The sequence below is a fragment of the Archangium sp. genome, assembly GCF_045802675.1.
Taxonomy (GTDB): Bacteria; Myxococcota; Myxococcia; order Myxococcales; family Myxococcaceae; genus Archangium.
This window is the reverse complement of the sequence record NZ_JBJMQO010000148.1, coordinates 97,980-117,091: the sequence shown is the minus strand read 5'-3', so window position 1 is coordinate 117,091 and position 19,112 is coordinate 97,980. Positions and strand designations below refer to the sequence as shown.

19 protein-coding genes and 1 pseudogene are annotated in these 19,112 nt (G+C 70.0%); 11 read left to right on the top strand and 9 right to left on the bottom strand.

The annotated features are described in order from the left end of the window. Positions 1-96: 96 nt before the first annotated feature. Together ACJ8AN_RS40915 and ACJ8AN_RS40910 are read right to left on the bottom strand one after the other, a co-directional pair. Positions 97-807, bottom strand: a complete 711-nt coding sequence (locus ACJ8AN_RS40915; protein ID WP_407761063.1) for a hypothetical protein — start codon at positions 805-807, stop codon at positions 97-99. A gap of 74 nt (positions 808-881) precedes the next feature. Next, entirely contained in the window at positions 882-2,804 is a 1,923-nt protein-coding gene (locus ACJ8AN_RS40910) for a protein kinase domain-containing protein (RefSeq protein ID WP_407761062.1), read from the bottom strand. A 326-nt stretch (positions 2,805-3,130) separates the two neighbouring features. Between ACJ8AN_RS40910 and ACJ8AN_RS40905 the strand changes: the two genes are divergently transcribed. Both ACJ8AN_RS40905 and ACJ8AN_RS40900 read left to right on the top strand, forming a co-directional pair. Further along, complete coding sequence (locus ACJ8AN_RS40905) at positions 3,131-3,667, top strand: hypothetical protein (protein ID WP_407761061.1); 537 nt, start codon at positions 3,131-3,133, stop codon at positions 3,665-3,667. Positions 3,668-3,687: 20 nt separating this feature from the next. Beyond that, positions 3,688-4,065, top strand: coding sequence for a DUF4288 domain-containing protein (locus ACJ8AN_RS40900; protein ID WP_407761060.1), 378 nt, complete (start codon positions 3,688-3,690; stop codon positions 4,063-4,065). Positions 4,066-4,091: 26 nt separating this feature from the next. Here the strand turns inward: ACJ8AN_RS40900 and ACJ8AN_RS40895 are convergent, their stop codons facing one another. Beyond that, positions 4,092-5,705, bottom strand: coding sequence for an FAD-binding oxidoreductase (locus tag ACJ8AN_RS40895; RefSeq protein ID WP_407761059.1), 1,614 nt, complete (start codon positions 5,703-5,705; stop codon positions 4,092-4,094). Between the two features lie 51 nt (positions 5,706-5,756). After that, positions 5,757-5,900, bottom strand: coding sequence for a hypothetical protein (locus ACJ8AN_RS40890; protein WP_407761058.1), 144 nt, complete (start codon positions 5,898-5,900; stop codon positions 5,757-5,759). Between ACJ8AN_RS40890 and ACJ8AN_RS40885 the strand changes: the two genes are divergently transcribed. Together ACJ8AN_RS40885 and ACJ8AN_RS40880 are read left to right on the top strand one after the other, a co-directional pair. Then, the gene (locus ACJ8AN_RS40885) at positions 5,899-6,453 is read left to right on the top strand and encodes a hypothetical protein (protein ID WP_407761057.1); all 555 of its coding nucleotides are present in this window, start codon (positions 5,899-5,901) and stop codon (positions 6,451-6,453) included. The genes ACJ8AN_RS40890 and ACJ8AN_RS40885 overlap by 2 nt on opposite strands. Before the next feature lie 102 nt (positions 6,454-6,555). Continuing rightward, complete coding sequence (locus ACJ8AN_RS40880) at positions 6,556-7,359, top strand: ribonuclease E inhibitor RraB (RefSeq protein WP_407761056.1); 804 nt, start codon at positions 6,556-6,558, stop codon at positions 7,357-7,359. 27 nt (positions 7,360-7,386) lie between these two features. On the opposite strand, the gene nrfD is transcribed toward ACJ8AN_RS40880, so the two are convergent. From nrfD to fdh, 3 genes and pseudogenes are all read right to left on the bottom strand, one after another. Continuing rightward, the gene (nrfD, locus tag ACJ8AN_RS40875) at positions 7,387-8,592 is read right to left on the bottom strand and encodes an NrfD/PsrC family molybdoenzyme membrane anchor subunit (protein WP_407761055.1); all 1,206 of its coding nucleotides are present in this window, start codon (positions 8,590-8,592) and stop codon (positions 7,387-7,389) included. Next, the gene (locus ACJ8AN_RS40870; RefSeq protein WP_407761054.1) at positions 8,585-9,385 is read right to left on the bottom strand and encodes a 4Fe-4S dicluster domain-containing protein; all 801 of its coding nucleotides are present in this window, start codon (positions 9,383-9,385) and stop codon (positions 8,585-8,587) included. Before ACJ8AN_RS40870 ends, nrfD begins: the two co-directional genes overlap by 8 nt. Positions 9,386-9,391: 6 nt before the next feature. Then, a pseudogene (gene fdh, locus ACJ8AN_RS40865) lies at positions 9,392-12,655 on the bottom strand (formate dehydrogenase). A gap of 307 nt (positions 12,656-12,962) precedes the next feature. Between fdh and ACJ8AN_RS40860 the strand changes: the two are divergent. The 7 genes from ACJ8AN_RS40860 to ACJ8AN_RS40830 are packed head-to-tail and all read left to right on the top strand — an operon-like array spanning position 12,963 to position 17,174. Beyond that, positions 12,963-13,442, top strand: coding sequence for a hypothetical protein (locus ACJ8AN_RS40860; protein ID WP_407761053.1), 480 nt, complete (start codon positions 12,963-12,965; stop codon positions 13,440-13,442). After that, on the top strand, positions 13,439-13,690 hold the full coding sequence (locus tag ACJ8AN_RS40855; RefSeq protein WP_407761052.1) for a monovalent cation/H+ antiporter complex subunit F: 252 nt from the start codon (positions 13,439-13,441) through the stop codon (positions 13,688-13,690). Before ACJ8AN_RS40860 ends, ACJ8AN_RS40855 begins: the two co-directional genes overlap by 4 nt. Next, positions 13,687-14,010, top strand: coding sequence for a cation:proton antiporter (locus ACJ8AN_RS40850; protein ID WP_407761051.1), 324 nt, complete (start codon positions 13,687-13,689; stop codon positions 14,008-14,010). The genes ACJ8AN_RS40855 and ACJ8AN_RS40850 overlap by 4 nt, the downstream gene beginning before the upstream one ends. After that, positions 14,007-14,246, top strand: a complete 240-nt coding sequence (locus ACJ8AN_RS40845; RefSeq protein ID WP_407761050.1) for a Na(+)/H(+) antiporter subunit B — start codon at positions 14,007-14,009, stop codon at positions 14,244-14,246. The genes ACJ8AN_RS40850 and ACJ8AN_RS40845 overlap by 4 nt, the downstream gene beginning before the upstream one ends. Next, complete coding sequence (locus ACJ8AN_RS40840) at positions 14,243-15,010, top strand: MnhB domain-containing protein (protein WP_407761049.1); 768 nt, start codon at positions 14,243-14,245, stop codon at positions 15,008-15,010. Before ACJ8AN_RS40845 ends, ACJ8AN_RS40840 begins: the two co-directional genes overlap by 4 nt. Further along, a complete protein-coding gene (locus ACJ8AN_RS40835; protein WP_407761048.1) occupies positions 15,007-15,351 on the top strand; it encodes a sodium:proton antiporter in 345 nt (114 codons plus the stop codon). Before ACJ8AN_RS40840 ends, ACJ8AN_RS40835 begins: the two co-directional genes overlap by 4 nt. Continuing rightward, complete coding sequence (locus ACJ8AN_RS40830) at positions 15,333-17,174, top strand: complex I subunit 5 family protein (protein ID WP_407761047.1); 1,842 nt, start codon at positions 15,333-15,335, stop codon at positions 17,172-17,174. Before ACJ8AN_RS40835 ends, ACJ8AN_RS40830 begins: the two co-directional genes overlap by 19 nt. Positions 17,175-17,177: 3 nt before the next feature. Here the strand turns inward: ACJ8AN_RS40830 and ACJ8AN_RS40825 are convergent, their stop codons facing one another. Together ACJ8AN_RS40825 and ACJ8AN_RS40820 are read right to left on the bottom strand one after the other, a co-directional pair. Beyond that, on the bottom strand, positions 17,178-18,035 hold the full coding sequence (locus ACJ8AN_RS40825; protein ID WP_407761046.1) for a class I SAM-dependent methyltransferase: 858 nt from the start codon (positions 18,033-18,035) through the stop codon (positions 17,178-17,180). 512 nt (positions 18,036-18,547) lie between these two features. Beyond that, positions 18,548-19,075 (bottom strand): hypothetical protein, encoded by a 528-nt coding sequence (locus ACJ8AN_RS40820; protein ID WP_407761045.1) that lies wholly within the window; start codon positions 19,073-19,075, stop codon positions 18,548-18,550. Positions 19,076-19,112: the final 37 nt, after the last annotated feature.

Genomic DNA, 19,112 nt, shown 5'->3' with positions numbered 1-19,112 from the left:
CGCGGGCTCGGTTGTGGCCGCCGCCCGGGTTCCACGGCCACTGAAGAACCCATGTGACCCGTGCGTCCCGGGAGCGTCACGATGCGGACGCGGGGGCTACGGGGTTCCCCCGAGGTGCCTGGCGTAGAGGGCCTCGAGCGACTGGAAGTAGCCGCGCTCCTCCCACATGGCGGCGGCGAGCCGTTCGGCGAGCGAGGCCACTTCCTGCTCCTCGCCCTGCTGGGGCGTGCGGGGCGCGCCGTTCCAGTTCTCGAGGGCCTTGGCGAGCTCGTCGACGAGCAGGCGGCTGCCGGTGAAGAGACGGCGCAGGGCCTGGTTGACGGGGCGCGCGTCCAACTCCTTGCAGGCGGCGTCGATGGCGGTGTGCACGCGGCGCGGGGCGTCGTCGGTGGCGAGCGAGCGTGCGTCGAGGTCTCCCCGCTCCAGCGCGTGCTGCAGGAGGTAGCCGTGGTGGAGGGAGACGGAGGCCATGTCCACGCAGTCCTTGAGCCACAGCGCGGTGGCGAGGCGCTTGTAGGCCTTGCGCCAGGCGAGCCGGAAGGAGAAGAGCGCGGCCTTGCTGACGAGCTGCTGCAGGCGGCTGCCCTCGCGCGGGTGGAGGCCGGCGAGCACCGTCACCGTGCGGTCCGGCGGCGAGAAGGAGCGCTCGCGGAGGATGGTGCGCACCATGCCCTCGCGCACGCGGCGCAGCGCGTACTCGTCGAGGAAGGGCACGGGGATGAGCGGGGTGAGGCCGGAGGCCACGGCGTAGAGCGCCACGCGTTGCACCGAGGGGGGCACGGCGGACGGGGAGGACGTGGAGGACATGGCGTGTCGCGGGGAGTTAGCACGGACGGGCCCCGCGCCGTGAGGCCCGCCTGCCCTCCGAAGGGGCGGCACCGTTACGTGGCGGGCGTCTTGCCCCCGGAGCCGGGCCCGGGACGTCCGCCGCTGGCCAGGGCGCGGCACACGGTGAGGTACTGCCGGTGCAGCTCCAGCGACAGCGGGTCCAGGATGAGGGCGCGCTCGTAGGCCTCGCGGGCATGGCCGAGCAGCCCGGCCTGCTGGTGGGCCTGGGCGGTGGCCAGGTGCACGCGCAGCGGCCCCTGCGTGTGCGGGCGGCGGGCGAGGAAGTCGCGCCGCAGCTCCTCCAGCTGGGTGGGGGTGAGCCCCGCGGCCAGACAGCGCGCCACGCCGTGGAAGTTGCCGCGCTCGGCGTCGTAGGTGGCCCGGCGCAGCGGGTGGCCGAGCGTCTCGGAGGCCTTGCGCATGCGCTCGAGCACCGTCTCCACCTTGGCGCGCAGGGGCGGGGAGATGGGGCGTGCGCGCAGCCGCTCCAGCGCGGAGCAGGCCCGGCGCGCGCGCAGCCTCAATTCCTCGCACCCCGTCTCCGGCGGCAGCGCGAGGAAGGCATACAAGTCCTCGGTGCCCCGGTCCCGGTAGGGGGCGAGCACCAGCTCCACCTCGGCCTCGGCGGCGGGGTCCGTGGGCGGGCGCAGCGTGTGCAGCGGCTGCCCCAGCATGAGGTGCGCCACCGCGGCCTTGAAGGAGATGGAGGGCTCGACGAATTGCACGCCGAAACCGGGAGCCATGCCCCAGGTGCGCGCCTCCTCGTGCTTCACGTGGCGCACCACCTCGCCCTCGCACATGAGCTCGCCGTCCGGGTGCTCCAGCGCGAGCGTCACCCGGGAGAGCAGCGCGGGCAGGGACTGCTCGGTGCACAGGAACATGCCCCCGCGCGTGACGTCCGTGCAGGTGAGCTGCTCGGTGGCGGCGCCCACGCCCGTCGTCACCAGCACGGGGAGGGCGAGCGCGGGGCGCGGCGCGAAGGGGCCGAGGGGCGGCGGCGTCCGGGTGGGGCCGGCCGGCGAGCGCACCATGTCGAGCGCCACCTGGAGCGCGCCGCGCAGGGTGGAGGCGCTCTGGTAGCGGGCCTCGGGGTCCTTGGCGAGCGCGCGGAGGATGACGCTGGAGAGCGCGGGCGGCACGTCGGGGCACAGCTCGGTGGGGGCGAGGGGCGCCTTGGACTGGTGGGCGAGCAGCAGCGAGGTGAGCGACTTCTCCACGAAGGGCAGCCGCCCGGTGACGAGCTGGTAGGCGATGACGCCCAGGGCGTAGAGGTCCGCGCGCCCGTCCAGCGGATCTCCTCGCGACTGCTCCGGCGCCATGTAGTCCGCCGAGCCGATGATGGTGCCCTCGCCGGTGTCGCTGGTGCGCTCCTCGGTGTCCAGCAGCTTGGCGATGCCGAAGTCGAGCACCTTCACGAAGGCCGGGCCGTGGCCGCGTTGCAGGAGGAAGAGGTTCTCCGGCTTGAGGTCGCGGTGGACGATGCCGCGCGCGTGCGTGGCCTCGAGCGCCTCGCACACCTGGGCGAGCAGCGCCACGGCCACCTCGGCGCGCACCGGCCCGCGGGCGAGCAGCGCGGAGAGGGGCTCGCCCTCGAGGTACTCCATGATGAGGTAGGGCCGGGGCGGCGCGGGGTTGATGTCGATGATGTTGACGATGTTCTCGTGGCCGATGAGGTTGACCGCGCGCGCCTCCATGTGGAAGCGGCGCAGCACCTGGGGCGAGCTGGCCAGCCTTCCGTGGAGCAGCTTGATGGCCACGCGGCTGCCGATGTCCACGTGCTCGCCGAGGTACACCGCGCCCATGCCGCCCTGGCCCAGCCGGCGGGTGAGCCGGAAGCTGCCGATGCACTGGCCCAGCAACGCGTCCGTCTCTCCCTGGCGGCGCGGGGCCGAGGGTTCGAGGGTCTCGCGCAGATCCGCGGGCGTGTCGTGGCCTGCTTCGCTGGACATGGGACGGGCGGCGATGGATGCGGACATGGAGGGTCCCACGGAATGTCCCCCCCGGGACATCCCCCCGGGAGTCGGGGACGTAGGGGGTTGCATTGTCCATCACCCCGCCATGTAGGCGCAGGGAGGTGGACTGTCATGATTCATCAAAGAGGAAGGATTGTGCCCGTTAGCGGACAGTCCAGGGGAGGGAGGGGCGGGAGCGGGGCTGGGGGGCCCACTTGTTTTCACGGGAGGGAGAGTGTTCATCGCGGGACGGATCGGCAAGGTGGCCGCCGGGGACGGAGCCACGGGGACCGGCAAGTGGGGAGCGGTCCCGGGGGAGGGTCTATCCTCCATGGGTTCGGGGGTGACCGATGGCGCTGCGAACCCTGCTGGTGCTCTGGCTGTGTCTGCCCTGGCTCCAGGGCTGCGTGGGAATGGCCACGTCGGCACCCTCGCCGCTGATACTCGCGCCTCCTGCCGGGAGTGGCGGGGACGGCCTGCATCCGAGCAGCGAGCCACGGCCGGGCGGACTGCACGCGTGCCCGGTGGAGACCATGAGTTGCTACCCCGGGTGCGCTGTCGTGGGAGACACCTACGCATGTGGGGCCGGGCTCGTCACCCTCGCGGGAGGCCTGGCGGGGGCCATCGAGGCCATCGCTCTCTACGAGGGCATGACGCTGGAGGACTTCTGCACGAAGTACGAAGTCCTCTGCGCCAAGGGGGGCAAGCAGAACTACGACAATGAATACGTGCGTCGAGCCAAGGATCTGCCCAAGGGAACGGATCCCTGTAATTGGCTTCGGGATTTAAAACAGGAGGCCTCCGCACGTGGCGACACAGTAGAGGAGCAGAAAATCAAGCTGGCGCAGAAAGTGCTGGGATGTCGCCCCAATGCGAATGATTTCTGACCAGAAGGGAGTGGAGTTTCATGGGATGGTACGCAGCCAGTGTCGTCATGTATTTCGAACTCAAGAACGAGCCGCAAGACGAGTACCCCATCTGGGAGAACGTCTACCTGATCGAGGCTCCCAATGGGGCCGAGGCGCGTCGCAAGGCGGAGTACTTCGGCAGGCTGGAGGAGGGGGATGACGACTCCTTGACCTGGAACGGTAAGCCAGCGAGACATGTATACGGAGGCATCCGAAAGCTCCTCACCTGTGCCCCAGCTATCGGGGGCACCACCGCCGACAACGACAAAATCGAAGACGGCGTGGAGGCGACCTTCAATGCCTTCCTGGTCTCCAGCAGGGAGAAACTCGAGTCCTTCATCCGCGGCGAGCCGGTCGAGGTCCTCTATGAGGAGTGAGCCACCGCGGGCCGCGGGCGCCTCCGTCACGGCCCCACGAGGACGCCCGGGTTGAGAATCCCCTCGGGGTCCAACGCCCCCTTCACCGCCTTCAGGGCGAGGGCGAAGGGCTCGGGGCGCTCGCGGTCGTACCAGGGGCGGTGCAGCCGTCCCACCGCGTGGTGGTGCGTGATGGTGCCCCCGTGCGCGCTCACCGCCTCGCTGGCGGCGCGCTTGAGCTCCATCCACTGTTCCCACTCAGCGCCTCGCCGGGCCGGACCGATGAACGTGTAATAGGGCGCCGGCCCGTCCGGGTAGACGTGCGTGAAACGGCAGCTCACCATGCCCGCGCCGCAGATGCGCTCCAGTGCCTCGCGTACGGACTCGAGGATGGCCCCGTGGAGCGCGTCGAACCGGTCCCACGTGCACGCCGTCTCGAAGGTGTCCGCGATGACGCCGAGGCTCACCATCACGTTCTGCAGATACGGGGCCTCGATGAAGGCCGAGCGCCAGCTCTCCGCCGCGCCACCGGCACGCGCCTGGGCCTCCGGCTCGTCCGAGCGGTAGCGGACTCCCTCGGGGCACGTGCCGCCGTGCGAGGCGGTGAGGGCGAGCGCGCGCTCCATCCACGGCTGCAGCGGATGGTCGGCGGACTCGAAGGCGAGCACCAGCACGCTGGAGCCATCTCCGGCGACGCCATGGACGAAGGACTCCTGCGCGTCGAGGAGGCGGCAGTTGGAGGGATGCAGGCCGGATTGCGAGAGCTCGCGGACGGCGCGCACGCCGGAGTCGAAGCCGGGGAAGTGCACGCTGGCGCTGGCGCGGAAGAGGGGACGGGCCTGGAGGCGCACCCAGGCCTCGGTGATGACGCCGAGCGTGCCCTCGGAGCCGAGCACGAGCCGGTCCGGAGCGGGGCCCGCGCCCGAGGCGGGCAGGCGGCGCGTCTCGTAGGGGCCGCGCGGGGTGAGCATGCGGGTGGACTGCACCAGGTCGTCGATGTGCGTGTAGAGCGTGGCGAAGTGGCCCCCGGCGCGCGTGGCGATCCACCCGCCGAGCGTGGAGAACTCGAAGGACTGGGGGAAGTGGCGCAGCGTGAGGCCATGCGGGGCGAGCTGCGACTCGAGCACGGGCCCGGTGGCGCCAGCCTGGATGCGGGCGGCGCGCGAGACGGGGTCCACCTCGACGACGCGGTCCATGCGGCGCATGTCGAGCGACACGGCCCCCTGGAAGCCGTTGCCGATGGCGGCCTCGACTCCGCGCACCACGCTGGTGCCTCCGCCGAAGGGGATGAGGGCCACGCGATGGCTTGCGCACCAGTCCATCACGGCCCGCACGTCGTCCTCGGAGCGGGGGCGGGCGACGAAGTCGGGAGCGGGGGAGAAGTCCCCGTGGAAGCCACGCACCAGGTCCCCATAGCCCTTGCCATAGGTGTGCGCGGCGCGGTCCGCGTCCTCGGCCGAGCACAGCTCCGCCAGGGATTGCGGTGGAGCGACCCGGGGACGCGGCAGGCGCAGGGCGTCGCCCGAGGCGGGCTCGCGGGGCTCCAGCGCGGGCCCACCGAGGAGCGGAGACACCTGCCCGGCGACGGCCCGCCGTGCCCTGGCGTCCGGGAACTTGTCCGCGTAACCCCAGCCCCAGATGCTCGTCGCGCGCGTGCTCATGGCGCGTGAGCGTAGCGGCTCGGCTCGGGGGCGGGAATCCCCCAGCCGGACTCAGGACATGGGGGCGGGCTCCGGTTGCTGAAGATTCACGGCGGGTGTCTGTCTTTGCGGCGGCGCTGGTGCCTCGCGCAGCACGGGCAGGGCCGTGTTCGCGATGAGCACCGCCGTGTAACCCGCGAGCGGCAGCCCGAGCATGCCCGCCCCCAGTGCTGCCCATTCCTCCAATCCCCTGCAACACGCCCAGCAACTGATGTTCGGCTCCGTGTGGCACGAGGAGGTGTACCTGAAGTGGACGGGGCGGCGCCTGGAACTGGATTCCGGGGCTGAAGCGGCGCAGCGGGCCGACCAGGAGTGTCTCGAGCTGACGCACGCCTATGGGCGCTGGTGCGAGCACCAGGGGCGCTTCCGGGACTGCCTCTCGCTGCTGAAGAACGGGCCCCTGCTCGGCGCGGAGGGCCGGTATGCCCTGGCGATGGAGCTGGCCCTCGGCTCGGTGTGGAACGAGACGCGGGAGGCCTTCAAGGACATGGCCAATCCCGAGGCGGTGCGAGCCACCCTCGTATCCGCCATGGCCATGTACATGACGCTCTGGCTATTGCCCGAGCCGGTCAGTAAGGGTCTTGCTGCTTCTTTGACCGCGGCATTCGAATCGACAAGCTCATGGGCAATCTCTCACGAGAGGATGCACGCGCCGTCAAGCAGGCGCTCATTGAAATTCATGGGCTGGGCAAGAATGGAGGGACGCTGATGAACCGCATCAACGCCATCGCCCGCTCCAATCCGAAGTACGCCACCATGCTGCGCCGGGGGCTGGAACTCCTCGAATCCATCGGCTACACGGAGCCGTGAGATGACCACCAGGCGCAAGCGGGCGCGGCCCGGAGACATCCTCGAGGTCCAAACGCCTCGGGGGCGGGCGTATGTCCAGTACACGGGCAAGCACTCGGAGTACGGAGATGCCATTCGCGTCCTGCCCGGCTTCTTCGCCATACGGCCAGCGGACTTCATGGCGCTCGTCAGCCGTCCAGAGGCGTACTTCACCTTCTACCCGGCGAGTGCGGCGGTCTCTCAGGGGCTCGTGGAAATCGTCGCTGGGCAGCCGGTACCGCAAGGCCAGGTGTTTCCCGCCGTGTACCGGCGAGCGGGAGCGAGCAATCGCCAAGGCCGGGTGTTGGCTTGGATGATCTGTGAAGGGACGAAGGAGACGCTCGTCCGCGAACTCAGCGAGGAGCAGCGTCTTCTGTCCATCGCTTCCATCTGGAATCACGAGGCCCTGATCTACTACCTCACGCAGGAGTGGAGGCCGGAGCAGGACATCGGGATTCCTCCAGAGCGGCCAGCCACGGTTGCCCCGCCGGAAGAGCCGAAGGTACAGGAGGAGTCCACGGACAAGCCCCGCCATGTCCGGCACTACCTCTACTTCGCCACGGCCAAGGTGGGAAAAACCGTGGCGGCACAACTGGCCACGCAAGGCTACGAAATCACGAGCCGCAAGAGCGCCGATGGGAAGAATTGGCTGGTGCTGGCCGAGCACCATGTGAGCCCCGAAGGGAAGGAGCTCGACTCCGCGCGTGAGTCCCTGGAGCGTCTGGCGCGGGAGCACTCCGGGCAGTACGACGGATACGAGCTCGAAGTCTCCCCCAGCCCCGGGTGAAGGGCTCTACCACCGCAGCCGAGTAACTCAGGGCGCGAGAGGCTCCGGCTCCAGAGACCCGATTGGTGCCGCGTGCCGTTCGGGTGCCCTCGGCTCCTCGCGCAGCACGGGCAGGGGGAACTTCAACGGCTTGCCGTCCGAGGCGTACTCGTTGCCCGTCACCTCCGCCGCGCCCATACCCTGTCTCTGCGGCTGGAAGGTGGCCTGTGGATCGCTCGCGGACGCCTTGCCCGCGCGGAACACGGCGAAGCGCGTGAGCAGCGCTCCCGCCGAGCCGAGCAGCGCTCCCGCCACCTTCATCCACTTGCGCCGCCCCGGCCACACGCCCAGCACGAGCGAGGCCGCGGTGCACAGCTTCGCCGCCTTCCACAGCCGGCCCGAGGTGCCGTGCTTCAGCGGCCGCTCGAGCACTTCCAGCCGCGAGGCCTCGTGCTGCACCGCGACGCTCGCGAGCAGCTCGCCCACCTTGCCCACCGTGCCGAACACGTGCAGCACCCGCCCCTCTTCGCGCTTGTGTGGCAGCAGCTCCAGGAGGCTCGCCGCGCCCGCCATCGCCGAGGACATGAAGAGCAGCGGCAGCGTCTTGCGCGTGACCTGCCACACCGGCACCGCCGTGTTCGCGATGAGCACCGCCGTGTAACCCGCGAGCGGCAGCCCCAGGAAGCCCGCGGCGATGGCTGCTCCTTCCCCCGCTCGCCCCAGCCAGCCGCGCCGGCCCGCGAAGAGCAGCGAAGCGGTGTTCATCGCCCCCGAGCCCGCCAGCACCCACGAGCCCACGCTCATGGGCGACGTGGGCCGGAACACCCGCAGCATGTTCAGGAAGCGCTCGGGCCTGCCCAAATCGTAGATGAGCAGCCCCGAGCTCACCACATCGCCCACCGTGCCCACCCACCGGCACTTGCGCCCCAGGGCCCTCAGTCCATCTCCGCCAGCCGAATCCGCCGCGGCGCCCAGCACGCTCGCCGCGCCCGCCACGCCTCCCACGTAGAAGTAGAGCGGGATGGTCCAGATCCACACCGGCTCCTTCACCGCTGGCTGCCCGTAGTAGCTCGGGGACTCCGCGTTCACCCCCGATTGCGAGGGCCGCGTCCTCAACAGCTCGCGCGTGGGATTGGCCTCGTCAATGTCTTTCACCCGCTGCCCGGCACCCTCGCCGGAGAGCACGCCCAGCCGCGAGTCGATGTTGCGCCCGTCCTGCCGCTTCTCCAGATCCTCGGGACGAATATCAGCCACGCGTCACCTCGCGTCCAAAGAGCACCGCCCCGAAGGCCACCAGCGCCATGCCCAGCGCGCCCCAGCCCATGGAGGCCCAGGCCTCCTTCCCCTTCATCGTCGGCACCACGGGGTCGGGCGGCAGGTTGTAGACCTCGGGCTTGTCCACGAGCAGGAAGAACGCGTTGAGCCCCCCGGTGCCCGGCTGGCTCTCCGGGTCCGCGCCGTACAGGTACGCCTGCTCCAATCCCTTGAGATGCAGCTGCTCCACGCGGCGGTGGGCCCGCTCGCGCAGCTCGTCCAGGTCTCCGAACTGGATGGACGCGGTGGGGCACGCCTTGGCGCAGGCGGGTGTCATGTCCTCGCCCAGCCGGTCGTAGCAGAGCGTGCACTTCCACGCGCGCCCGTCATCCTCGCGCCGGTCGATGACGCCGAAGGGGCACGCCGTCACGCAGTAGCCGCAGCCGTTGCATACGTCCGGCTGCACGTACACGGTGTCGAACTCGGTGCGGATGATGGCGCCCGTGGGGCACGCCTCGAGGCACCCCGCGCGCTGGCAGTGCTTGCACACGTCCGAGGCCATCAACCACGAGAAGTCCAGGAGGCCCGTGGTCTGCGTGGGCATGGGCACGGGCCGCTCGACGAAGGCCACGTGCCGCCAGGTGGCGGCCCCGAGGTGCCCCGTGTTGTCGTACGACATGCCGGTGAGCCGGAAGCCGTCGTCCGGGAGCTGGTTCCACTGTTTGCAGGCCACCTCGCACGCCTTGCAGCCAATGCAAATCGTGGTGTCGGTGAAGAAGCCCTTCTGTCCCATGGCGCGCTACTCCTTCTCCTGCTGGGGTTGGTCCGAGGGCGGACCCACGTCCTCCAAATCCCTCCGCACCTCCACCACGCCCGGAGGCAGCGGCCACGGCTCCCAGCCCATGGCGGCGCGTCGGCCCCGGCTGCGCTTGCCCGGGAGGAGGTTGCAGGTGAGCGCCTTGGACTCCTGGATGGAGACGTTCGGATCCGCCGAGAACGCCGTCAGGTCATTGGCGCCCTCGCCCTTCGACCGCCCTGTGTAGCCCCAGTGGTAGGGCAGGCCCACCTGGTGCACCCGTTTGCCGTCGAGCTGCAGCGGGCGGAGGCGCTCCGTCACCAGCACCCGGCAATCAATCTCGCCTCGCGCCGTGGACACCGTGCACCAGCCGCCGTTCTCCAGCTCCACCTCGGCGGCGAGCTCCGGAGACACCTCGACGAACATCTCCGGCTGCAGCTCGCTCAGCCAGGAGAGCCAGCGCGACATGCCGCCCGCGGTGTGGTGCTCGGTGAGGCGGTACGTGGTGAGCACGTAGGGGTAGCGCGGGTCTCCCCACGCGCGGTGAGAGGGATTGTCCTTGCGCCGGTACTCGTAGCGCGCCGGGTTGCACTGCTGCCCGTAGAGGAAGTTGCGGACGGGGGACTCCAGCGGCTCGTAGTGCGTGGGCAGGGGGCCATCCATCATCCCGCTCGGCGCGAACAGCCAGCCCTTCCCGTCCGCCTGCATGATGAAGGGGTCATCCCCGGAGATGACGTCCAATCCCTGATCGCCCTTGTCCGCGCGGTACGAGGGCTCGCGGTCCTTGATGAAGTCGGGCACGTCCACGCCCGTCCACTCGCCCTTGTGCGCGTCCCACCAGACGTACTTCTTGCGCTCGCTCCAGGGGCGGCCCTCGGGGTCCGCCGATGCGCGGTTGTAGAGCATCCGCCGGTTGGCCGGCCACGCCCACGCCCACTCGGGCGCCACCCACGTCTGCTCGCGCCCCGGCTTGCGGCGCGCCGTCTGGTTCACCCCGTCCGCATAACAACCCGAATAAATCCAACAGCCGCACGCGGTGGAGCCATCGTCCTCCAACTCCGTGAAGCCGCTCACCGGCTCGCCGTCCTTCACGCTCCAGCCGCTGATCTCCTGGAGCACGGCCTCGGCGTCGGGCTCCTCCTTGGGGCCCTTGGTTGGATAGTCCCAGGTGAGGGCCTGGAGGGGCCGGTCCTTCTCCTCCTTCGAGTCCGCGTAGAGCGCCTTCAGCCGGCGTCCGAGGTCGAAGATGAAATGCAAATCACTGCGCGCCTCGCCGGGGGCCTCCACGGCCTTGTGGTGCCATTGCAGCAGGCGCTGGGTGTTGGTGTACGAGCCCTCCTTCTCCGTGTGCGCGGCGCAGGGGAAGAAGAAGACCTCGGTTTGAATGTCCTGGGGGCGCACGTCGCCGCGCACCACTTCGGGGGCGGTGCGCCAGAACTCGGCCGTCTCGGTGAGGGAGAAGTCGCTCACCACCAGCCACTCGAGCTTCTGCAAGGCCTTGCGCTGGAGGGCCCCGTTCATCGAGCCCACCACGGGATTCTCTCCGAGGACGAAGTAGCCCTTCACCTTGCCATCGGCCATGTCGGCCACGGTCGTCATGTGCGAATGGTCGCCGGTGAGCTTGGGTATCCAGTGGAAGCCCCAGTCGTTCTTCTTCGTCGCGGCGTCGCCGTAGTACGCCTTGAGCAGGGAGACGATGTACTTGGGGAACTCGCTCCACCAGCCGCAGGCGGACTCGTTGTTGTGGACGTACTGGAGGAAGCGCTGCGAGTCCGGCGCGTGCGGCATGGGGATGTAGCCGGGCAGCAGGTTGTAGAGGGTGGGGATGTCGGTGGAGCCCTGGATGGAGGCGTGGCCGCGCAGGGCCATGATGCCGCCGCCGGGCCGGCCGATGTTGCCGAGCAGCTATTGGATGATGGCGGCGGTGCGGATGTACTGCACGCCCACCGAGTGCTGCGTCCAGCCCACCGCGTAGCAGAAGGCGCTGGTGCGCTCGCGCCCCGAGTTGTCGCAGAGCGCCTGGGCGACCTTCAGGAAGAGCTCCTCGGGCACGCCGCAGATGCGCGAGACGACGGCCGGGGTGTAGCGCGCGTAGTGGCGCTTGAGCACCTGGAAGACGCAGCGCGGGTGCTGGAGCGTCTTGTCGCCAGGCACCTCGGTGATGTGCTTGCCGCGGATCTTCCCCTCGCCGCCGGCGCCCGGCTCGGCGAACACTTCCTTGTGGCCCGCGGCGGGCACCACGCCGTCCATGTTCTCGTACTGCCAGGTGTGCGGACTGTACTTGCCGGTGTCCGGGTCGTAGCCGCTGAAGAGGCCGTCGAGCTCCTCGGTGTCCTGGAAGTCCTCGCGGAGAATCGCGGGCGCGTTGGTGTAGTGGACGACGTAGTCGTGGAAGTAGCGCTCGTTCTCCAGGATGTAGTGGATGATGCCGCCGAGGAACGCGATGTCCGAGCCCGCGCGCAGGGGCACGTAGACATCCGCCATGGCGCTGGTGCGGGTGTAGCGCGGGTCGATGTGGATGACGGTGGCGCCGCGCTCACGGGCCTCCATCACCCACTGGAACCCCACCGGGTGACACTCGGCCATGTTGCTGCCCATGATGACGATGCAGTCCGAGTTCGCCAGATCCTGCTGGAACGTGGTGGCACCGCCGCGACCGAACGAGATGCCCAGACCGGGCACCGTGGACGAGTGTCATATTCGAGCCTGGTTCTCCACCTGGACGATGCCGAGCCCGGCGGTGAAGAGCTTCTTGATGAGGTAGTTCTCCTCGTTGTCGAGCGTGGCGCCGCCCAGGTGCGCGATGCCGAGGGTGCGGTTGAGCGTCTCGCCGTTGCTGTTCTTCTCTTCCCAGGTGGCGTCGCGCGTCTTCTTCACGCGCTCGGCGACCATCTCCATGGCTTTGTGCAGGGGGAGGCGCTCCCACTGGAGGGCACCGGGGCGGCGGTAGAGGACGGTGTGCAGGCGGTGGCTGCCGGTGACGAGCTGGAAGGTGGCGGCGCCCTTGGGGCAGAGCCGGCCGCGGGAGATGGGCGAGTCCTCATCGCCCTCGATGTCGAGAATCCTGCCGTCCTTGACGTAGACCTTCTGGCCGCAGCCCACGGCGCAGTAGGGGCAGATGGACGGGACGACCTGATCGGCCTCCACGGTGCGGGGCTCGAGCGTGCGGCTGCGCTCGCTCTTCGCCGTCTCACCGAGCGCGGTGGAGTCCTTCTCCCGGAGCTGACGGATGACGGGCCAGCGAGAAAACAGGTCGAAGAGTCCCAAGGTGAGCCTCCAGGTGGACGTGTCTGCGAGGCGAAAGGTGGGGATGCCCAAGCCAGGAGGCGAGAGTCCCCGTGCTGGACACCTTCCCCATGACCGCGAAAGACCAGACAGCCAACCATGCCCCTGGCCCCTCGCCCTCCGGGAGAGGGACGGGGTGAGGGGATGGGAGTGACTCGGGTTGCACCCCACCCGTGGAGCACGTGTCCGCTGCCCGACGCGCCGCTGCTCCACGGGACCGCGGTCCAATGCCCCGGAGGGCAGAGACAGCGCACCTTGTCGCCGCCTTGGGAGAGGGAGCGGTGTCGGTATGCGTCATGGGGTGACGTGGCTGGCCTGGACGCTGGCGCTGTGGGGAGGGTGGGTACTGCTCACGCTCTCTTCACTGTCGACGGCGGAGCTGGTGACGGGCGGGATGAGCGCGGGGGTGGCGGCGCTGGCGGCGACGGCGCTGCATGCCTCGGGCCTCTTGCGGCTGAGTCCGCGGGTGGGCTGGCTGCGCTACTGCGGCCGCATCGCGTGGCGCACGCTGGCGGACACCGGGGTGGTATTGGCCGAGGTGGTGGGGCGGCTGGCGGGCCGGAAGCCACGCGGCTCCTTCGACACCTTCGCCTTCCCGGCCGGGGGGCACGAGGCCCGGGCCGTGGCGCGCAAGGCCCTGGCCACCGCGGCGCTGTCCCTGCCGCCCAACTCGTATGTGATTGCCTTCGACGAGCCGGACGGCCGCGTGCTCGTGCACCAGCTCGTGCCCAGGCCACGCCAGGGAGATGACTGGAGGCAGCTCTTGTGAGTGCCTGGGAGCTGACGGCGCTCGGGCTGCTGGTGGCGCTGATGCCCTGTGGCGTCCTCTGTGCGCGCGCGCCGACGATGGACCGGCTGGTGGCGCTGCAACTGGCCACCACCGTCACCACGCTGCTGCTGCTGGTGCTGGCCCGGGTGTACCAGCGCGACATCTACTTCGACGTGGCGCTCGTCCTGGCGGCGCTGGCCTTCCCCGGGGGGCTCGTCTTCGTGCGGCTGCTGGAGCGGCGCGCATGAGCGCGAGGACGCTGGGGGTGGATGCGCTGCTGGTGCTCGGCGTGGGCATCCAATGGCTGTGCGCGCTGGGGATGCTGGTGTTCCGCGGCCCCTTCGAGCGGTTGCACCTGCTCGGCCCGGCGAACGGGGTGGGCGCGCTGGCCATCGTGGTGGCGGTGGCGTTGGACACGCCGGCGAAGGGGGGCGGGGTGAAGGCGCTGGTGGTGGGCGCGGTGATGCTGGTGACGAGCCCGGTGCTCACCCACGCGGTGGCTCGGGCGATGACGCTGCGCGAGCGAGCGCCGGACAAGCCCGGGGACGTGCCCGAGGTGGAGCCATGAATCTCTTCCGCACGGTGCTGCTGCTGATGGTGGGGCTGGCGGGGACGGGGGTGGCGCTCAGCCGCGAGCCGGTGCGGCAGGCGATGGCCCTCGCCTACCTGGGGCTGCTGCTGACGGTGCTCTTCGTCGTCTTCCAGGCGCCGGACGTGGCGCTCTCGCAGGTGGTGGTGGGCGGGGTGGCCTTTCCGCTGATGGTGGTGCTCACGGTGGCGAAGATTCGCCGGAGCCGCGAATGAGCGAGCGCGCTCGGCTGGCGCTCTTCCTCGTGGGCGCGGTGGGCTTCGGCTTCTTCCTGGTGGCGGGCCTGCGCGGGCTGCCCGCGTCGGGGCGGGGGGGCTCGGCGTACGCGGATGCGGTGAATTCCACCACGGTGCCGCTGCGCCAGACGGTGAACGCGGTGGCGGCGGTGGTGATGGACTACCGTGGCTTCGACACGCTCAACGAGGAGTTCATCCTCTTCGCCGCGGTGACGGGCGTCACCCTGCTGCTGCGCGAGGCGCGCAGCGAGACGGGGGCCGAGGTGCCGCGGGGGGCCGCGTTCGACCCGGAGCCGCCGGGGACGACGGATGCGATTCGGGTGTGGACGCTGGGGCTGGTGGCGCCGTGCCTGCTGCTGGGGCTGTACGTGGTGGCGCACGGGCACCTGACGCCGGGCGGAGGCTTCCAGGGAGGCGTGGTGCTCGCCGGGGCGATGGTGCTGGTGTACCTGGCGGGGGCGTCGCTGCGGCTGCGCCGGGCCAACCCCATGGCGCTGCTGGACGGGGCCGAGGGCCTGGGTGTGGGCGGCTTCGTCTGCGTGGGCCTGTTGGGGCTGCTGGTGGGCCAGTGCTTCATGCAGAACGTGCTGCCCTTCGGGACGGAGGGGCAATTGCTCTCGGCGGGCTTCCTGCCGGTGGCCAACATCTTCGTGGGCCTGGCGGTGGGGGTGGGCATCGTCCTCATCCTCGCGGAGCTGCTCGAGCAGGCCATCGCGAGCCGGAATGGAGGAGGAGACGAATGACGCACCTGCCCTTCTACGTCGCCGCGTGGCTCTTCCTGTGGGGCCTGTACGGCGCCGTCACCAGCCGCAACGTCATCCACCTGGTGGTGTGTCTGGCGTTGATGGAGGCCTCCACGTACCTGGTGCTGCTGGGCGTGGGCACGCGCGAGGACGGCACCGCGCCCATCCTCCAGGGCACCGCTCCGGGCGCGAAGCTGGTGGACCCCGTCGTGCAGTCCCTCACGCTCACGGACATCGTCGTGGGCGCCACCATCACCGCGCTGCTGCTGTCCCTGTCCATCCAGGCCCACAAACGCTTCGGCTCGTTGGATCCCAAGCGCATGTGCGTCATGAAGAGGTGAATCCGCCCGTGCCCTCGCCCGCGCTGCCCGTCGCCGTTCCGCTGCTCGCCGCCGCGGTGATCTCCGCGCTCGGGCGGGTGCTGCCCCGCAGGGTGCTCGACTCGGGGGTGCTGCTCGTCACCGGCGCGGTGACGTGGATGTGCGCGAGGCTCGCGTGGGGCACGGTGGACGCGCCGCTCGTGTATTGGTTTGGCGGCTGGCAGGTGCACGAGGGCGTGGCGCTCGGCATCTCCTTCACGGTGGACCCGCTGGGGGCGGGCATGGCCGCGCTGGTGGCCCTGCTGTGCACCACGTCCATGGCCTTCGCCTGGCATTACTTCGACGCGGTGGGGCACCTCTTCCACGTGCTGCTGCTGCTCTTCTGCGCGGCCATGGTGGGCTTCTGCCTCACGGGAGACCTCTTCAACCTCTTCGTCTTCTTCGAGCTCATGGGCGTGAGTGCCTACGCGCTCACCGGCTACAAGGTGGAGGAGCCCCAAGCGATACAGGGCGCGCTCAACTTCGCGGTGACGAACACGGCGGGGGGCATGCTGATTCTGCTCGCCATCGGCCTGCTGTACGGGCGCACGGGGGCGCTCAACCTGGCGGCGCTCGGCGAGGCGCTCGCGAAGGGCCCGGTGGACATGCTGGTGCTGTGCGCCTTCCTGCTGTTGACGGTGGGGCTGTGCACCAAGGCCGCCGTGGTGCCCTTCCACTTCTGGCTGGGGGACGCGCACGCGGTGGCGCCCTCGCCGGTGTGCGCGCTCTTCTCCGGGGTGATGGTGGAGCTGGGCCTCTATGGCCTCGCGCGCGTGTACTGGACCGTCTTCGCGCCGGTGATGAAGGCGCACGCGTCCGGGGTGCGGCTGGTGCTCGTGGGGATGGGGGCGCTCACCGCGGTGGTGGGAGGGTTGATGGCCTTCCAGCAGCACCACCTCAAGCGACAGCTCGCCTTCTCGGCGGTGAGCCACATGGGGGTGGTGCTCATCGGCGTGGGGCTGCTGTCCCCCGTGGGGCTGGCGGGAGCGGCGGCGTACGTGCTGGCGCATGCGCCGTTGAAGGCCTCGCTCTTCCTCGGGGTGGGGGTGCTGCTCAACCGCTTCCGCAGCGTGGGCGAGGGGAGGCTGAAGGGCCGGGGCCGCGAGCTGCCGTGGCTGGGGGTGTGCTTCGCGCTGGGAGGGCTGGGGCTGGCGGGAGCGCCGTGGGTGGGGACCTTCCCCGGCAAGGCCGCCATCGAGGAGGCGGCGAAGCAGGCGCACCTGCCGTGGCTGACGTGGGTGCTGCTCGCCTCGGGCCTCCTCACTGGCTCGGCGCTGCTGCGCGCCTCGGTGCGCATCTTCCTGGGTTGGGGCAGCGAGGTGCCGGCGGAGGACGAGGAGGCGGCGCGCGAGGACGAGAAGGAGCCAGAGGCGAAGGGCCGCCGGACGCACCCGGTGATGGGGTTGACGGTGGTGCTGCTGACGCTGGCGAGCGTGGCGCTGGGGTGGGTACCGCACCTGGGAGCGCGCGTGGAGGCGGTGGCGGTGCGCTTCGTGGACTCGGGGGCCTACGCGGCGCGGGTGATGCGCGGCGAGGTGCACCCGGTGCCCGCGCCGGAACAGCCCGTGGAGGTGCACGGCGAGGCGGTGGCCTTCGGCGTGGGGTCGGTGCTGGGCGCGCTGGCCCTGGCGGTGGCGGTGCTGCGGAGCGGCCGGAAGCCTGGACGCGCGAGGCTGCGCGAGGTGCTGCGCGCCGTGCTCTCGCCCTTGCGCGACCTGCACTCGGGGCACGTGGGGGACTACCTGGCGTGGTGGGTGGCCGGTGCCGCGTGCCTCGGCGGCGCGCTGCTGGCCGTGTTCCGTTGAGGCTCAGCGGCGGGTGAGCGCGAGGTAGACGAGGTTGCCGGTGTCATCCCGGAAGAGTTTCTGCCCGGCGAGCTCCGCCCGGGGAATGTCCTGGCTCCACTCCCGCACCTCGGCCTCGTCGCGGTAGAGCAACCACCAGTCCATGAAGGCTTCCATGTACGCCTTGAAGCTGGAGTCGGGAGCGGGGTCCGAATAATTGGCCAGCAGCAGCCGGCCGCCGGGCCGCAGCATGGAGAACAGGATGCGCGAGAGCCGGATGGCCACCGGCTGGGGCAGGTAGTCGTACAGGCCCGACGCGTAGATGAAGTCCATTCCGTCGAAGCGCAGCTCGCCCTTCAACAGCGCCTTGACGGAGCCCGGCACCTTCTCGACGCCCAGGTTGCCGAACTCCCGGCCGACCACGGCCAGGCTCTCCACATCCTGGTCCAACGCCAGGAATTTCCCCAGGCGGCGCTCCTGCACCGCTCGAGACAGATGGGCCTCCCGGAGGTGGCCGCACGCGACCGACAGGATGCGCGGCTCGGGGCACCGTTGCGCCGTGTCGTCGATCCACTGCGCCAACAGGTTGCGCCGCCCCAGGAGGCTCCGGGTGGAGGTCTGCTGGGACAGGTACTGGTAGATGCCCTGGCCCAGCGGCGTCGGGCTCTCCTGCTGCGAATGCAACCCCTGGTAGAGGTAATCGAGCAGCACCGCGTCCCCCGCGTACCCCCGGGGCTTGTCGAAGCTCCTGCGGGTGAAGAATTCCTGGTGCACGAGCTCGCGGATGGGGTGGCGCAGACAGAGGTCGCGGCAGAAGCCCTTCCAGTCCTCGGGAAGCAGGGTGGCCCGCGTGTGCTGCAGCGCCGAGAACAGCGTCTGCATTCCCTGGGGGATGTCTCCTCCCAGCAACCGCGCATGGGCCTGGTTCAACCCGGCGACGTGCGAGACCCGCCAATTCGTGGCCTCCCCCGAGAATATTTCCCCGCCCGTCTGGTGTTCGTCGCCCACGTATCGATTGAACTGATGCATTGGCCCTGTCTCCCCCGCGCCGTTTGCGCATGTGAAAGGGCAACCCCTTCAATCTGGCCATGATTTCGCATGGGATTTAGGGCGAGCCCGGCATCGGACCGCTGCGAGAGGGCTCGATTGACGGCTCGGGTTGACTGCTGGAGGGGATTCGAGGCCCTGGCGTGCTCCTGGGACAGACGCGCTCCGGGGAAGGGCGCTTCTCCCTGCTCGGAGTTACCATCCTCCCCTGCTGGAGCCACTGCGCATCGGCGAGGACACGCCGCTGGAAATCCAGACGGATGGGCAATCGCTCATCATCCGTGGGGACCCGGCAAGGGAACGGAGTCCGGTGGAGCCGCTCCCTGGCCAGGGTCGAGCCGGTCCGCTCAGTCGAGGTAGCCGAGGGTCTCGCTGCGGTCCACGGCCTCACCCTTCACGGTGTAGTTCGCGTACCAGGACGTGTCGTTGGAGCCGTTCAGGTCGTACTGGATGTGGCTGTGGGGGCCGGTGACGTTGCCGGTGCCGCCCTCGTCACCCACCTGGCAGCGGTCGCACGTGCGGTCGTACGAGTTGGCCGTCTTCAGGAAGTGCCAGACGCGGTAGGAGTAGCCGTTCGTCCAGATGTGCTTGGCCTCGTTCTGGTTGCCGCTGCCGTTGCCGTAGCACACGGTGCCGGTGGTGCGGATGGTCACGTTCCAGGACACCGAGCCCACCACGCCCGTCTCCACGCCCCAGTAGCCGCAGCCGCTGCCGCTGGCCACGTCGATGGCGCCGTGGAACGCGCCGCTCGAGTAGTACGTGAGGGCCGTCACCGTGCCGGGGTGCGGGGCGCGGACCTCGTGCGCCGTCACTCCGGCCGGGATGAGGGCAACGGACGCCAGCGCCGCCAAGGTCATCTTCATCGTCTTGTGCATCGTCGTACCTCTCGGGCCGTTCCCGGCCCGCTTGGGG